Genomic DNA, 14,507 nt, shown 5'->3' with positions numbered 1-14,507 from the left:
TCGCGCGCCGCCGGAGGCGGCGCCTTGATCCTAAAGAGACAGATTCGGCAGCGTAGAACGGTGACGGGCCTGACCTAGAAGACTGCTGGTACTGCAGCCACGGTCTTGTCGTCGTGCAGCTTGGATCTGGGTAAGAGCTGGCCGTGCGGATCGTGGTCGGCCTCCCATCGGTGCAGGCTGTGGAGCAGATCCGATAGGGCGTCGTCGTCGTAGTGGGCGATCTCGGACCACGCTGGCTTCTCGTGGTGGGAGATGACGTCGGCTGCGCCGTCGGTGGCGAGTACGGCCCATTCGATATCGGCGGCCGTCAGGGTCACGGTGAGGCCGTGATGGGCCGCTTCGGGATCGGTCTCGGCGATCCAGTACCCGCCTTGCACATTGCGGTGAAGCCGCTGGGCACGCTGCAGGGCGGTAAGCGTGTCGCGGTGCTGTTCGTTGTAGCCGGCTCCCGCTGTCAGCGCTGCTTTGTAGTGCCCGCGCTCGGCCAGGGGGAGGGCGGCCAAGCGGGAATCGGTGAGGCATCCGGATTGCTGTGCGGTGCCGTAGTAGATGGGGCTGTCGCCGAGAACGTAGAGGTCGGCATGCCCGGTCCGGGCTCGCAGAACCGCAACCGTGCTCGACGGCGATGCCGTGTTGTCGAGGTGCAGGGCGAGGGTCGTCGCGCGGATAGCTTCGGCTACGGCGGTGGCGATGTCGGGGGTCTGGTCGACGCGTTCGGCGATGGCATGGCCGAGAGTTCCGGCGTAGGTGCCGGGGTCGACGTCGACTGGTGCGAAGGCTGTTGCTCCGTCGAGCACGATCACCGAGTGGTCGGTGACGAAGACGCGGTCGGCATTGGACGCTCCGCCTGCGAGTGTCGCCGTGTGCACCTTCATCGGGTCACCAGCGATAGGGGCCGGCGAACGCTTCGCTGTCGATGACGGTGAGGTCGTCGAGGCGGCAGCGCACGGCGAGACTGAACGAGTCGGCGCCGACCTGGCTGTGCAGCTCGGCCAGGTGGTGGGCGAGGTAGTGCACGACACCGCGTGATCCGGGGCTGTGGATGCCGGCGATGTGCACGATCACCCGGCCATCGTCGATGCGTCGGGACAGGTAGCCGATGTCCTCGCGTCCCGGGGGCGTCTCGGAGAGCGGTGAGCCGTAGCGCTCGCCGGTCCGCTTGTCCTCGATCCACCAGCGGCCTGCGTCGTGGACCATGCCCAACCGTGGGTCGGTGGCGAGGAGGTCGGCGCCGATCGGGGCGGACTTCGGTCCGCAGATGATGACCGTGTCGCCGTCCGGGACGGTGGTGCTGGCCGGCGGGATCGTGAATGGCTCCGCGGTGAGGGCAAGCGTGCCGAGCAGGGTCGCCATGTCCTCCTGTGTCTTGAGGTCCGCCGCGTCGACGTAGCTACGCATCCGGCTGTCGGTGCCCTCACGCAACGGGACCCCGACGTGCACGGGCCCGACTCCGAAGAACGCCCGCTCCCGGGCCGGCGCACCGGAGCGGATCTGCGTGACGCGTCCCTTGGTAATCCCGAGGGCGGTCGCGATCTCGGTGTAGGTGAGGCCGTGGCCTTGGTGGGCTTCCTCGATGGCCTCGCGCCGTAGCCGGGCCAGTTCGGTGGCCCGCTGCTGATAGATCGACATGAGTTCGGTCGCCCTGCGCCCGCGACGGATCGGGTCCGGATCGCGCCGGACCGCGTCGAAGTCGTCAGGGCTACTCACCGTGATGAGTTTAGGGGTCCTTGACAGGGTCGCGACACCCACCTACCTTCTGTTTACCCCCCCTCAACGAACGGGTGTCAGTCCGGCTCTACGGTTTAGGGGGATAAACACAGAGGAGAGCCACGTGGCGATCAACGGCAAGTTCAAGGTCAACCACGGCGACGTGTTCCCGCACGGCGCGTACGTCGTCGGGGAGGTGGAGGCGGTGCGGGACTTCGAGCGCTCCACGCGGGAGCGTCCGGTGCAGGCCACTGACAAGGAGTCGGGGCTGTTGGTGTGGTCGGTGTCGGTGCTCGACCCGGACCCCGACGCTCGCAAGGACGCCAAGACGGTCACGGTGAAGATCTCCGCCCCGCACCAGCCGGTTCCGCCGGAGGCGATCCCGGGGATGCCGTTCCGTCCGGTCGAGTTCGACGGGCTCACGGTCACGCCGTACCTCAACGAGAACGGCGGCCGCGCCCGCGTCGCCTACAGCTTCCGCGCCTCGGCGATGCGTGCCCCGCAGCAGGCCGGCTCTGGGAAGCCGACACCCCGAGCGAACTCCGGGGAGGCGGCCTGAACCTCATGGCGGAGGGGAGCACCGGCGGCAACCGGGCTCCCCTCCTGATCTCCCACAGCTCCAACCCCTGGCAAGGAATCCGAGTCCCGGAAGGACACGAACCCTAGATGAACGCGCACTCCAACAACCCCACCGACCGTGACCGGCCCGCCGTCGCAGACCGGGTCTCCGCGGCCACGGACGACTACTACCGGCAGTTCCAGGCCGTGTCCGCGACCCGGCCGACCACTGACGCTGAGCGGGCCGAGCGCGCCGAGCAGCTAGCGATGATCTGCGCCCGCACGGCCGGATGGTGGCGGGTCCTGACCACCGGCACCCGCGGCGACTCCACGGTGCACCGGGTGTACCGCCACGCCGCGATCGCCGCGGAGTGCCAGGAACGCGACCGGGCCCGGTTCTGGCGCGACCTCGCCGCGGACTGGCGCGCCCGCGCCGAGCAGCGTCCCACCTCCGACGCCGCCGGCGCTCTGTCCAACTGGCACGAGCTGGGGGTGTCGGCATGAACACCACGACCACCACGGCCGGCCGGGACTGGCGGCAGGGCGCCGAGTGCGCCGACGTCGACCCGGAGATCTTCTACCCGCTCGACCTCGACCCGCACGGCCCCGCCGTCACCACCGCTCGTGAGATCTGCGCGGACTGCCCGGTTCGGGCGGCGTGCCTGCTCGACGTCATGGCCGGGGAGGACCCGGCCCGCCGGTGGGGGATGACCGCGGGCCTGACGCCCGACGAGCGGGCCGACCTGTACGCCGGCCGTCAGCTCTCGTCGGCCCTGCCCGGGGCGGTGGCCGCATGAACGCCCGGGCCCGATCCCGTGTCAACGCCACCTTGACGACCGGCCGCACGCCGCGGGTGGTCGAGAACTCCGAGTTCGCCGCGTTCGGCCGACGCGTCATCCGGGCCGCTGGACGTCGGATCGCCGCGGGCGATGTCGAGGCGCTGCCCGATCTCGCCGCCCTGTCCGCCGACCTCGACGCCGCCATCGGCGACGCCGTCACCGGCCTGCGGGCCGCGGGCTACTCGTGGGGCGAGATCGCCTCCCGGCTCGGCGTGAGCCGCCAGGCCGCACACCAGCGCTGGGCCAGCGGCCCGGCCTCTCGGGAGGTGGCGTGAGATGACTACCGCGCAACTCGTCCTGCTCGCCCTGGTCACCGGCGGCGGGCTGTGGGTCCTTCACAAGGTCGGCAAGTGGCTCACCCAACTCCTGGAAGCCCTCGCCGCCATCGCCGTCGTGTTCGTGACCGCCTGGCTGCTCGTGAAGGGTGCGTGGAAGCTCGGGCGCTGGATCGTCCAGCACTGGCGCACCAGCACCACCACGGCCGCCGTCCTGCTGTGGTGCCACTTCCTCGGCTGGCCCTCCCTGCTCATCACCGCCGCCGTGATCGGGCTCGGGCTGCTCGCCTGGTGGTACTGGGGCCGCGACTCCTACGAGCCGTGGGCCGGCCGGCACCTGCGCGCCTGGTGGCTGCGGTGGGCGGTCTACGCCCGCAAGATGCCCCGCTGGCTCCGTGCCTGCGGCCTCACGGTCGCCGACCGGGATCCCGGGGTGCATGTGCAGGTCAATCCGTTCCGCCGCTCCGCGGTCCAACCGAAGGTCAAGGCCGGCGCCGGACAGACCCCGCGCGTTGTCGGGGTCCGCTCCGGCGGGTCCTGGGATGAGGTGAAGGTGCGGCTGGTCCCGGGCCAGACGCCGGAGGACTTCGACGCCGCCGCCCGCTCGCTCGCCGTCGCTCGCGGGGTGGCCCGGTGTCAGGTGCGGGAGCTCGGGCCGAACCTGGTGTCGATCGACTACCAGCGCCACGACCGGCTCGCCTCGGTCGTGGACTGCCAGGCGCTCGGCGCGCTGTGGGGCGCGCTCGGGGAGCACACCGACTTCCGCCGGATCTGGTCCGGGCGCACCGAGTACGGCACGGACTGGTTCCAGGCCATCGAGGGCAGCCACACCCTCGTGGCCGGCTCCACCGGGGCCGGGAAGAACTCGTTCACCTGGGCGCCGATCATCTCGATGGCCCCGGCCATCCGCGACGGACTGGTCCGGGTCTCGGCGATCGATCCCAAGGGGATGGAGCTGGCCTACGGGCGGCAGGTGTTCCACCGCTACGCCTCCACCAGTCGCGACGCGCTCGCTCTACTGGACGACCTGATCGCCGGGATGACCGCGCGGAAGGAGCGGTTCTCCACCCACAAGCGGGTCGTCCCGATCAGCCGCGAGTTCCCGTTGGAGCTGATCGAGTTCGACGAGATCGGCGCCCTGGTCCGCTACGTCGGCGATAGGAAGACCCGCGAAGCCATCGTCGAGCGGGTCGCCGTCCTGACCACCCAGGGCCGGGCGCTGGGCTACTCGATGCGCGGCTACGTCCAGGAGCCGACCAAGGACACCGTCCCGGTGAGGGAGTTGTTCCCGCGTCGCGTCTGCCTGCGGGTGGCGTCGAAGTCGCACGTGTCGATGGTGCTCGGGGAGCACGCCTACGACCGCGGGGCGTGGGCGAACCGGATCGGGGAGCACGAGCCCGGGGTGGGCTACCTGTTCGGCGAAGGCATCCGCGAACCGCTGCGCGTCCGCTCGGCCTGGGTGCCGGATCACGTGATCAAGGACCTGGAGCGGTTCGTCACCACCCCGACCGGCCTGGCCATCCCGGCTCAGGCCGGCCCGCGCTCGCTGCCCGTCCCGGCTCTGCACTCGATCGGAGGCCCCGCATGACCACCACCGACACCACGACCTCGACGGGCACGGCGGCCGCGACGGACCCGGCCGGCTACGTCGATCACGACCGGCTCACCCGCGCGCAGAAGGCGCTCATGGCCCTGTCCGGGGACGTCGCCCGGCAGCTCGCCGAGCAACACGGCGTGTGCGTGCGCCCGCTCGCGCTGCGCCGCATCGACCTCACCTCCGGGAAGGTCGACGTCGTCCCCGTCCCCTGCGGGGCCCGGCGGGAGGACGTGTGCAAGCCCTGTGCGGAGAAGAACCGGCGCATCCGCATGGCCCAGTGCCGGGAGGGCTGGCACCTCGAGCACGAACCCATCCCCGACCGGCCCGACCCCACCGTGGAGCAGAAGCAACTCATGGCGGCCCGCGCCGATCTGCACGCCGCCTACCAGGACGCCCGGGCCGATGCTGATGAGGAGGAGTGCGAGGAGATCCGCGAGACCGTCGCCGTCGTCGACGACGAGCTACGCCGCCTCGGGGTGACCGGCCGGCTCGAACCCCTCGACCGACCCGACCGGCCCGCGGTCAAGCGGTCCACCCGTCGTCGGCAGGACCTGCCCGACCTCCCACGTCGGCCGGTAGACAAGCGCACGCTCGGGCAGGTGTTCGGCAACAAGTACCGCCCGTCCACGTTCCTGACGCTCACCCTGGACTCGTACGGGCGGGTGGACGGCGACGGGGCCGCGGTCGACCCGGACCGCTACGACTACCGGCGGGCCGCTCGCGATGCGATCCACTTCCCGAAGATCCTGGACCGGTTCTGGCAGAACACCCGTCGGTGCGTCGGGTGGGACGTGCAGTACTTCGGCACCATCGAACCCCAACGCCGCGGGGCCCCGCACTTCCACGCCGCCATCCGCGGCACCATCCCCCGCGCCGAGCTGCGGGCCATCGCGGCCGCCACCGATCACGGCGTGTTCTGGCCCGCCCACGACGAGATCCGCTACACGGGCAAGGACATGCCGCGGTGGGACGACCGCAGCAAAGGGTTCGTCGACCCTGACACCCGTGAACCCCTGCCCACCTGGGAGCAGGCGACCGATCCCGACGTGCTGACCGAGCCGTCGCACGTGGTGCGGTTCGGGGCGCAGGTGCACGTGAAGGGCATCCTCGGCGGCACGGAGGAGGCCGGGCGGCACGTTGGGTACCTGACCAAGTACCTGATGAAGGACGTCGCCCACGCCGCCGGCCTCGACGACGACGCCACCGAGCGACAGCGCGAACACCACCGCCGCCTCGTCGCTGAACTCCGCATCACCCCGTGCTCGCCGACGTGCCCGATCTGGCTGATCTACGGGGTCCAGCCGAAGGGCGCGCGGTTGTCCATGGCGTCCGGGCAGTGCAAGGGCAAGGCCCACCGCGCCGAACACCTCGGCATCGCCGGACGCCGCGTCCTGGTCTCGCGCAAGTGGTCGGGCAAGACCCTGGCCGACCACGCCGGGGAGCGGGCCGCGTTCGTTCGGCAACTGCTCACCGCCACCGGTGTGAGACCCGGCTACGCCGTCGATGACGGGCCGTTCGAGTGGGAACGAACCAAGGCCGGCGACCCCGACGTACCCACCCGGCCCGCGCTGCTGCTGCATGCGATCTCGGAGAGACAGCGCTGGAAGGCCGACTACGACGCCGCCCAACTCCTGGCCGGCGCACCACCGGAAAACCGTTCGGCAACTACCGAGGAGGCAGCGTGACCACCACCGATCAGGCCCGCCCGTTCCGGCTCGTGCTGACCGTCGAGGAGGCCGCTGACCGGCTCGGGATCGGGCGGACGCTCATGTACGCCCTGGTCAGCGCCGGTGAGGTCGAGTCGGTGCGGATCGGTCGGCTGCGCCGCGTCCCGACCGACGCCCTGGACGACTACGTCCTGCGTCTCCGCACGCTCGGAGGTGCAGCGTGACGGCCCCCAAAAGATCGCGGGAGCCGAACGGGGCGTCGAGCATCTATCTCGGCAAGGACGGGTTCTGGCACGGCCGGGTGACGGTCGGCGTCAAGGACGACGGCAAGCCGGATCGTCGCCACGTGATGCGCAAGGCCAAGGCGGACGTGATCAAGGCCGTCCGGGAGCTGGAGCGCGGCCGGGAGACCGGCAGGGTCCGATCCACCGGCCGTTCGTCGACCGTGGGGGAGTGGCTGACGCACTGGGTCGAGAACATCGCCGCGCCGGCCGTCAAGCGGAACACCCTCGACGGCTACCGCGTCGCGGTGAACGTGCACCTCGTGCCCGGCATCGGCGCGCACCGGCTGGACCGTCTGGAACCCGAACACCTGGAACGGCTCTACGCCAAGATGCTGCGCGCGGGCAGCTCGCCGGGCACGGCCAACCAGGCGCATCGCACGATCCGCACGGCGTTGGGGGAGGCGGAGCGGCGGGGCAAGATCACGCGCAACGTGGCGGCGCTGGCGAAGGCTCCGCGTCCGGTCGAGGTGGAGGTGGAGCCGTACACCGTCGACGAGATCCAACAGCTGCTCAAGGTCGCGGGGGCGCGGCGCAACGGTGCCCGCTGGGCCATCGCTCTGGCGCTCGGGCTGCGGCAGGGGGAGGTGCTCGGCCTCCGGTGGTCCGACGTCGACATGGACAGCGGCACTCTGTGGGTACGGCGCGGGCGGCTCCGACCCCGCTACGAGCACGGTTGCGGCAGCACCTGTGGGAAGAAGGCCGGCTACTGCCCGAACCGGCTGCAGGTCCGTCCGGAGACCGACGACACGAAGTCTCGCGCCGGCCGTCGGGCGATCGGCCTACCCGACGAGCTGTTGGAGCTCCTGCGCCTGCACGAGGTGGAGCAGTCGCGGGAGCGGACGACGGCCGCGCAGCTCTGGCGGGACACGGGGTACGTGTTCACGACGCCGCGGGGTGAGCCGGTCATCCCGAACACGGACTACCACCAGTGGAAGCGGCTCCTCGCGGATGCCGGCCTGCGTGACGGTCGTCTGCACGATGCCCGGCACACCGCCGCGACGGTGCTGCTGATCCTCGGCGTCCCGGAACGCGCGGTCATGGGGCTCATGGGCTGGTCCACGACCGCGATGGCGGCCCGCTACCAGCACATCACCGGCTCGATCCGGTCCGACGTCGCCGGTCGGGTCGGCGGCCTGATCTGGGGTCCGGCGGCCGGCAAGTGAGACTGGAACTGAGACTGAACGACGAAACCGGGTGTCCCGACGAGCGGGGCACCCGGTCTCACCTGCGGAGGATGGGGGATTCGAACCCCCGAGGGCGTGAACCCAACACGCTTTCCAAGCGTGCGCCATAGGCCACTAGGCGAATCCTCCAACGTGCAGAAGCATAACCTCCCCGCCCCGGCCGCCGGACTCGGCACTACACTCGGCACCGGGTCCCGCGCGGCGCCCATCCTGTGAACTCCCCCAGGGCCGGAAGGCAGCAAGGGTCAACGGGCTCTGGCGGGTGCGCGGGGCCCGCTCACGTTTCTCCCGCCCGCCCGGTTGTCGGGGTCGGTCGGTAGCCTCGACCCGTGGCGCTGGCTCTGTACCGCAAGTACCGCCCGGCGACGTTCGCCGAGGTCGTCGGGCAGGAGCACGTCACGGAGCCGTTGAGCACGGCCCTGGCGGCCGGGCGGATCAACCACGCCTACCTGTTCTCCGGGCCCCGCGGCTGCGGCAAGACCTCCAGCGCGCGCATCCTGGCCCGCTCGCTCAACTGCGAGCAGGGCCCCACGCCCGACCCGTGCGGGGTGTGCGCGTCCTGCGTCGCGCTGGCGCCGGGTGGCCCGGGCAACATCGACGTCACCGAGCTCGACGCCGCCTCCCACGGCGGTGTCGACGACACGCGCGAGCTGCGCGACCGCGCCTTCTTCGCCCCCGCCGAGTCCCGCTACCGCGTGTTCATCGTCGACGAGGCGCACATGATCACCACGCAGGGCTTCAACGCCCTGCTCAAGATCGTGGAGGAGCCGCCGGAGCACCTCGTGTTCGTGTTCGCCACGACCGAGCCGGACAAGGTCCTGCCGACGATCCGCTCGCGCACCCACCACTACCCGTTCCGGTTGATCCCGCCGGGCACGCTGCGCCGGTTGATGGAGAGCATCTGCGCCGACGAGGGCGCGGTCGTCGCCCCCGCGGTGTACCCGCTGGTCATCCGGGCGGGCGGGGGGTCCGCGCGCGACTCGCTGTCTGTCCTCGACCAGCTCCTCGCCGGGGCCGGTCCGGAGGGCGTCACCTACGAGCGGGCGGTGGCGCTGCTCGGCGTCACCGACGTGGCGCTGATCGACGACATGGTCGACGCACTGGCGGCCGGCGACCGCGCGGTGGTGTTCGAGACGGTCGACCGGCTGGTGGAGGCCGGGCACGACCCCCGCCGCTTCGCCTCCGACCTGCTCCAGCGGCTGCGCGACGTCACGCTGCTGCAGGCCGTCCCGGAGGCCGCCGAGCGCGGGCTGGTCGAGGCCGCGGCCGACGAGGTGGCGCGGATGATCGAGCAGGCCGACCGCATCGGTCCGGCCACACTCGCCCGCTACGGCGAGATCGTGTTCACCGGGCTCACCGAGATGCGCGGTGCCACCGCGCCCCGGCTGCTGCTGGAGCTGCTCTGCGCCCGCATGCTGCTGCCCGCCGCCAGCACCGCCGAGCCGGGCCTGCTGGAGCGGCTCGAACGGCTCGAGCGCCGGTCCGACATCGCCGCCACCTCGGGTGTCGCCGATCCCGTCGACGCCGCGGCGCCGGGCCGCACCTTCCGGCGCGCCAGCGAGTCGGCCCCGGCCGACGCCGCCGCGCCCCGGGCGGCACAGCAGGAGCCCGCGCCGCCGTCGCGCGCCGCCGACCAGCGCCCCGCCGATCCTGCCGGGCACCGTCCGGCCGCCCGTGACGCCGCCGCCCCACGTGACGCCGCCCCCCGCGACGCCGCCCCCCGTGACGACGCCGACGTGGCCGCCGGTGCGCCGCCCGCCGGGGCCGAGGCGCCGCGGGCCCCGGCCGCCGCCGCGTCGCGCGTCGACCCCGCCGCGGCGCGGCGCGCGCCGGTCGACGGACCGCCCGCCGACGCCGTCGCGTCCCGGGGTGCGCCCGCCGACGACGCGGTCGCCGCATCGCCGTCGCCCACCGCCGCACCCTCGGCCGAGCCCGCCGCGCCGGCGCGGGCCGCCGGCCTCGACGCCGCCGCGGTGCGCCGCGTGTGGCCGGAGATCCTCACCGCGGCCAAGGAGCGCAAGAAGCGCACCGCGGCCCTGCTCGTCAGCGCGACGGTCCGGGCCGTGGAGGACGACACGCTCGTGCTGAGCATCGGCACCGCCCCGCTGGCGCGCCTGCTGTCGGAGCAGAGCAACACCGACGTGATCACCGAGTCGTTGCACGCCGTGCTGGGTGTGAGCTGGCGGGTGCGCTGCGAGCACGGCGACGGCGGCACCCCGCCGCCCGCCGGCCCCCGGGGCCCGACCCCGCCCGCGGCGCCGCCCCGCCGCCCGCCGCCCACCCGCCGCTCCACCGCCCCCGACGACGGCACGCCGCTGCCGCCCGAGCCGGCGCCCGAGGACGCCCCGCCCGACGACGAGGAGTCGATGATCGCGGAGGCCGCGGCGGTGGCTCCCGGGTCCCATGCCGACCGTCGCGATCCCGAGGAGGCCGCGATCGAGCTGCTCACCACCCAGCTCGGTGCGCGCGCGCTCGACCAGCGCTGACCGGGTGGGTCGAATGTCCGGTTCGGGACCCGCGACCCCCTGAGTACGCTCCGGTGACGTGACAGTCGCCGAGCCCGACGTCCTGCACGGCCTCACCGCGGCGCAGGTCGCCGAGCGGGTGGCCGCGGGGCAGACCAACGACGTGCCGTCGCGGTCGAGCCGCAGCGTCGGCGAGATCATCCGCGCCAACGTCCTGACCCGCTTCAACGCCATCGTCGGCGTGCTCTTCGCGATCATCCTGGTGATCGGCCCGATCCAGGACGGCCTGTTCGGGTTCGTCATCATCATCAACACCCTGATCGGGATCGTGCAGGAGCTGCGCGCGAAGCGGACGCTGGAGCGGCTCGCGATCGTCGGCGAGGCCCGGCCGCGGGTGCGGCGCGACGGCGGGATCGTCGAGCTGGCCCCGAGCGGCGTCGTGCTCGACGACGTCATCGACCTCGGACCCGGCGACAAGATCGTCGTCGACGGGGTGGTGCTCGCCGCCGACGGCCTGGAGGTCGACGAGTCGCTGCTCACCGGCGAGTCCGACGCCGTGCACAAGCAGCCGGGCGACCCGCTGCTCTCCGGCAGCTTCGTCACCGTCGGGGGTGGGGCGCAGAGGGCGACGAAGGTCGGCCGCGAGGCCTACGCCGCGCAGCTCGCCGAGGAGGCCAGCAAGTTCACCCTCGTCGGCTCGGAGCTGCGCGAGGGCATCAACACCATCCTGCGGGTGATCACCTACCTGCTCGTGCCGGCGGCCGCGCTGATCATCTGGAGCCAGTTCCGCACCGCGGGCAGCGACGTCGACGACGCGCTGCGCGGCATGGTCGCGGCGCTCGTGCCGATGGTGCCGGAGGGCCTGGTGCTGCTCACCAGCATCGCCTTCGCGGTGGGGGTCGTCCGGCTCGGCAAGCGGCAGTGCCTGGTGCAGGAGCTGCCGGCGATCGAGGGGCTGGCGCGCGTCGACGTCGTCTGCGCCGACAAGACCGGCACGCTCACCGAGAACGGGATGCGGCTGGCGGAGGTCCGACCCGACGACGCCGGGGTGCGCGCGGCCCTGGGGGCGCTCGGCGCCGCCGACCCGCGGCCCAACGCGAGCCTCGCGGCCGTCGTCGAGGGCTGCCCCGACCCGGGTTGGACGGCGACCGAGACCGTCCCGTTCTCCTCGGCGCGCAAGTGGGGCGGCGCGACGTTCGACGAGCACGGCACGTGGGTGCTCGGGGCGGCCGACGTGCTGCTGCCCGAGGAGTCCGCGCAGCGCGCCGAGGCCGAGCGGATCGGCTCCACCGGGCTGCGCGTGCTGCTGCTGGGCCGCCGTCCCGCCCCCGACGGGCCGGTCGAGCCGGTCGCGCTCGTCGTCCTGGAGCAGCGGGTCCGGCCCGAGGCGGCGGGCACGCTGGCCTACTTCGCCGAGCAGGACGTCGAGGTCAAGGTGATCTCCGGCGACAACGCCCTGTCCGTGGGGGCGGTCGCGTCCTCGCTGCACCTGCCCCGCGCCGACGCCCCCGTCGACGCCCGCACGCTCACCGACGCCGACCTCGCCGACAGGCTGGAGGCGGGCACCGTGTTCGGCCGGGTCACCCCGGCGCAGAAGCGGGAGATGGTCGGGGCGCTGCAGCAGCGCGGGCACACCGTCGCGATGACCGGTGACGGCGTCAACGACGTGCTCGCGCTCAAGGACGCCGACATCGGCGTCGCGATGGGGTCGGGCAGCCCGGCCACCCGCGCCGTCGCCCAGATCGTGCTGCTGGACAACTCGTTCGCCACGTTGCCGCACGTCGTCGCCGAGGGGCGGCGGGTGATCGGCAACATCGAGCGCGTCTCGAACCTGTTCCTCACCAAGACCGTCTACTCGGTGTTCCTGGCCATCGCGATCGGCGCGCTCGGCGTCCAGTACCCGTTCCTGCCGCGGCACCTCACGCTCATCGGCTCGCTGACGATCGGCATCCCCGCGTTCTTCCTGGCCCTCGCCCCCAACACCGAACGCGCCCGCACCGGGTTCGTGCGGCGGGTGCTGCGGCTGTCGGTGCCGTCCGGGCTCGTCGCCGGGATCGTCACGTTCGTGACCTACCTGCTGGTGCGCGCCGACCCCACCGCCACCGACGTGCAGCAGAGCACGGCGGCGGTGGTGGCGCTGTTCGTCGTCGCGACCTGGGTGCTGGTGGTCGTCGCGCGCCCGTTCGTCTGGTGGAAGGTCGTGATGATCGGGTTCACGATCGCCGCCTTCTGCTACGCCCTGTTCCTGCCGATCTTCTTCGGGCAGGGGTTCTGGGAGCTCGACCCCGACCACACGCCCACGATGCTGACCGGCCTCACCGTCGCCGCGGTGGGTGTGGTGGTGATCGAGATCGTGGCGCGGGTGGTCTACCGGCGCCGGGCCTGATCGGGCGGCCACGGGGGAGCCGTAGGCTGGTGTCTCCAGCCGACTACCCATGGAGCAGCCGTGAACCCGGGGGATCTCGACCTGCAGCAGCTCATGCAGCAGGCCCAGCAGATGCAGGAGCAGCTGATGTCGGCGCAGGCCGAGCTGGCCACCGCCGAGGTGCTCGGCCAGGCGGGCAACGGGCTCGTCCACGTGACGATGACGGCGGCGGGCGAGGTGCGGTCGGTCAAGCTCGACCCGAAGATCGTCGATCCCGACGACGTCGAGACGCTGCAGGACCTCATCGTCGGCGCCCTGCACGACGCGGCGCGGGCCGCGCAGGAGATGCAGGCGCAGAAGATGGGCCCGCTGGCCGGTGGGATGGGCGGCCTCGGGCTGCCCGGCGCCTGAGATGTTCGAGGGGCCGGTCCAGGACCTGATCGACGAGCTGGGCCGGCTGCCCGGGGTCGGTCCGAAGAGCGCGCAGCGGATCGCCTTCCACCTGCTCGCCGCCGACCCCGCCGACGTGTCGCGGCTGCAGGACGCGCTGCAGAAGGTCAAGCAGGGTGTGCTGTTCTGCGATCTCTGCGGCAACGTCTCGGCCAGCGAGCGCTGCCGCTACTGCGCCGACGCCCGGCGCGACCCCACGATCGTCTGCGTCGTGGAGGAGCCCAAGGACGTGCTGGCGGTGGAGCGCACCCGGGAGTTCAAGGGCCGCTACCACGTGCTCGGCGGGGCGCTCGACCCGTTGGCGGGCGTCGGGCCCGACGGCCTGCGCATCCGCGAGCTGCTGGCCCGGCTCGGCGGCACCGGCCCGGCGTCCGACGAGGCCGACATCTCCGAGGTGATCATCGCGACCGACCCCAACACCGAGGGCGAGGCGACCGCGACGTACCTCGTGCGGCTGCTGCGGGACTTCCCCGGGCTGTCGGTCACGCGGCTGGCGTCCGGGCTGCCGATGGGCGGCGACCTCGAGTTCGCCGACGAGCTGACGCTCGGCCGGGCCCTGTCCGGCCGCCGCGCCCTGTAGCGGGCGCGACGGCCGGCTCCCGGCCCGATCGCCCCCCGGGACCGGCCCGGGAGGATCAGTCCTCGTCCCAGGCGTCGGTGTCGACGCCGTGGAACTCCGGTTGGCGGGCCATCCACTGCTCGCGGCGCATCGCCGCGATCTCCCGCCAGGCCCTGGCGTGGGCCGCGTCGACGATGCCGACGACGACGGCGATCAGCGCGATCATGACGACTCCGGCGACGATCAGGGTGATGGTCACGGGGACCACCTCCCCGGGACCGTGGCCGAACGGCGGATCTTCTTCGCGGACATCGACGTGCTCCTTTCCCGTGGACGACGGTGCACCGGCGGTCGCCGGTCGTCGGAGGTTCCCGGCGCGGGCCGGGACGGGAGACGGCGGCCCGGGGTGGTGGGCCTGCCGTCGAGGCGGAAGCAGGAGGCGGAGCGGAGGGTCGTGGATACATCGATCACGTCGGCCTCCTCCCGGGAGAGATGCCAGCGACCCGGTGTGGCGGCTTCGCCACTGCGGGTGCTGGTGATTAGATTGCCCGAAGACA

Annotated in this window: 15 protein-coding genes, 1 tRNA gene and 1 other RNA gene; 13 read left to right on the top strand and 4 right to left on the bottom strand. The window is 72.5% G+C overall.

The genetic code is table 11. The features are described from left to right. Positions 1-74: 74 nt before the first annotated feature. Positions 75-875: a hypothetical protein gene (locus tag PHY01_RS25530; protein WP_141282737.1), complete on the bottom strand. Its 801-nt coding sequence runs from the start codon at positions 873-875 to the stop codon at positions 75-77. Positions 876-879: 4 nt separating this feature from the next. Next, positions 880-1,749: a sigma-70 RNA polymerase sigma factor region 4 domain-containing protein gene (locus tag PHY01_RS25525; RefSeq protein WP_246086152.1), complete on the bottom strand. Its 870-nt coding sequence runs from the start codon at positions 1,747-1,749 to the stop codon at positions 880-882. 82 nt (positions 1,750-1,831) lie between these two features. Here PHY01_RS25525 and PHY01_RS25520 point away from each other — a divergent pair, with 82 nt between their 5' ends. From PHY01_RS25520 to PHY01_RS25490, 8 genes are all read left to right on the top strand, one after another. Continuing rightward, positions 1,832-2,266 (top strand): plasmid replication, integration and excision activator, encoded by a 435-nt coding sequence (locus PHY01_RS25520; RefSeq protein ID WP_141282735.1) that lies wholly within the window; start codon positions 1,832-1,834, stop codon positions 2,264-2,266. A 107-nt stretch (positions 2,267-2,373) separates the two neighbouring features. Further along, a complete protein-coding gene (locus PHY01_RS26760) occupies positions 2,374-2,769 on the top strand; it encodes a hypothetical protein (RefSeq protein WP_170183983.1) in 396 nt (131 codons plus the stop codon). After that, complete coding sequence (locus PHY01_RS26755) at positions 2,766-3,062, top strand: WhiB family transcriptional regulator (protein ID WP_170183982.1); 297 nt, start codon at positions 2,766-2,768, stop codon at positions 3,060-3,062. The genes PHY01_RS26760 and PHY01_RS26755 overlap by 4 nt, the downstream gene beginning before the upstream one ends. Beyond that, positions 3,059-3,379 carry a hypothetical protein gene (locus PHY01_RS25510; RefSeq protein ID WP_141282731.1) on the top strand — a complete coding sequence of 107 codons (321 nt, stop codon included), beginning with the start codon at positions 3,059-3,061 and terminating at the stop codon, positions 3,377-3,379. Before PHY01_RS26755 ends, PHY01_RS25510 begins: the two co-directional genes overlap by 4 nt. A 1-nt stretch (position 3,380) precedes the next feature. After that, positions 3,381-4,967 (top strand): FtsK/SpoIIIE domain-containing protein, encoded by a 1,587-nt coding sequence (locus PHY01_RS25505; RefSeq protein WP_141282729.1) that lies wholly within the window; start codon positions 3,381-3,383, stop codon positions 4,965-4,967. Then, entirely contained in the window at positions 4,964-6,661 is a 1,698-nt protein-coding gene (locus PHY01_RS25500) for a replication initiator (protein ID WP_246086151.1), read from the top strand. The genes PHY01_RS25505 and PHY01_RS25500 overlap by 4 nt, the downstream gene beginning before the upstream one ends. After that, positions 6,658-6,867 (top strand): excisionase family DNA-binding protein, encoded by a 210-nt coding sequence (locus PHY01_RS27280; protein ID WP_246086150.1) that lies wholly within the window; start codon positions 6,658-6,660, stop codon positions 6,865-6,867. The genes PHY01_RS25500 and PHY01_RS27280 overlap by 4 nt, the downstream gene beginning before the upstream one ends. Then, the gene (locus PHY01_RS25490) at positions 6,864-8,090 is read left to right on the top strand and encodes a tyrosine-type recombinase/integrase (protein WP_141282727.1); all 1,227 of its coding nucleotides are present in this window, start codon (positions 6,864-6,866) and stop codon (positions 8,088-8,090) included. Before PHY01_RS27280 ends, PHY01_RS25490 begins: the two co-directional genes overlap by 4 nt. Before the next feature lie 65 nt (positions 8,091-8,155). Here the strand turns inward: PHY01_RS25490 and PHY01_RS25485 are convergent. After that, positions 8,156-8,240, bottom strand: a tRNA-Ser gene (locus PHY01_RS25485). 56 nt (positions 8,241-8,296) lie between these two features. Here PHY01_RS25485 and ffs point away from each other — a divergent pair. From ffs to recR, 5 genes are all read left to right on the top strand, one after another. Further along, an RNA gene (ffs, locus tag PHY01_RS25480) (signal recognition particle sRNA small type) lies at positions 8,297-8,393 on the top strand. A gap of 47 nt (positions 8,394-8,440) precedes the next feature. Continuing rightward, complete coding sequence (locus tag PHY01_RS25475; protein ID WP_141282726.1) at positions 8,441-10,597, top strand: DNA polymerase III subunit gamma and tau; 2,157 nt, start codon at positions 8,441-8,443, stop codon at positions 10,595-10,597. Positions 10,598-10,655: 58 nt separating this feature from the next. Beyond that, positions 10,656-12,962, top strand: a complete 2,307-nt coding sequence (locus PHY01_RS25470; protein ID WP_141282725.1) for an HAD-IC family P-type ATPase — start codon at positions 10,656-10,658, stop codon at positions 12,960-12,962. A 60-nt stretch (positions 12,963-13,022) separates the two neighbouring features. Continuing rightward, positions 13,023-13,352, top strand: coding sequence for a YbaB/EbfC family nucleoid-associated protein (locus PHY01_RS25465; protein WP_281283716.1), 330 nt, complete (start codon positions 13,023-13,025; stop codon positions 13,350-13,352). A 1-nt stretch (position 13,353) separates the two neighbouring features. Further along, positions 13,354-13,971 carry a recombination mediator RecR gene (gene recR, locus PHY01_RS25460; RefSeq protein WP_141282723.1) on the top strand — a complete coding sequence of 206 codons (618 nt, stop codon included), beginning with the start codon at positions 13,354-13,356 and terminating at the stop codon, positions 13,969-13,971. A gap of 55 nt (positions 13,972-14,026) precedes the next feature. On the opposite strand, the gene PHY01_RS25455 is transcribed toward recR, so the two are convergent. Continuing rightward, positions 14,027-14,209 (bottom strand): hypothetical protein, encoded by a 183-nt coding sequence (locus PHY01_RS25455; protein ID WP_141282721.1) that lies wholly within the window; start codon positions 14,207-14,209, stop codon positions 14,027-14,029. Positions 14,210-14,507: the final 298 nt, after the last annotated feature.

Origin of the sequence: Pseudonocardia hydrocarbonoxydans (assembly GCF_006539565.1) — a bacterium.
GTDB classification, from domain to species: Bacteria; Actinomycetota; Actinomycetes; order Mycobacteriales; family Pseudonocardiaceae; genus Pseudonocardia; species Pseudonocardia hydrocarbonoxydans.
Note: the sequence above shows the minus strand (reverse complement) of the source record. Positions and strands in the feature narration are given on the sequence as shown.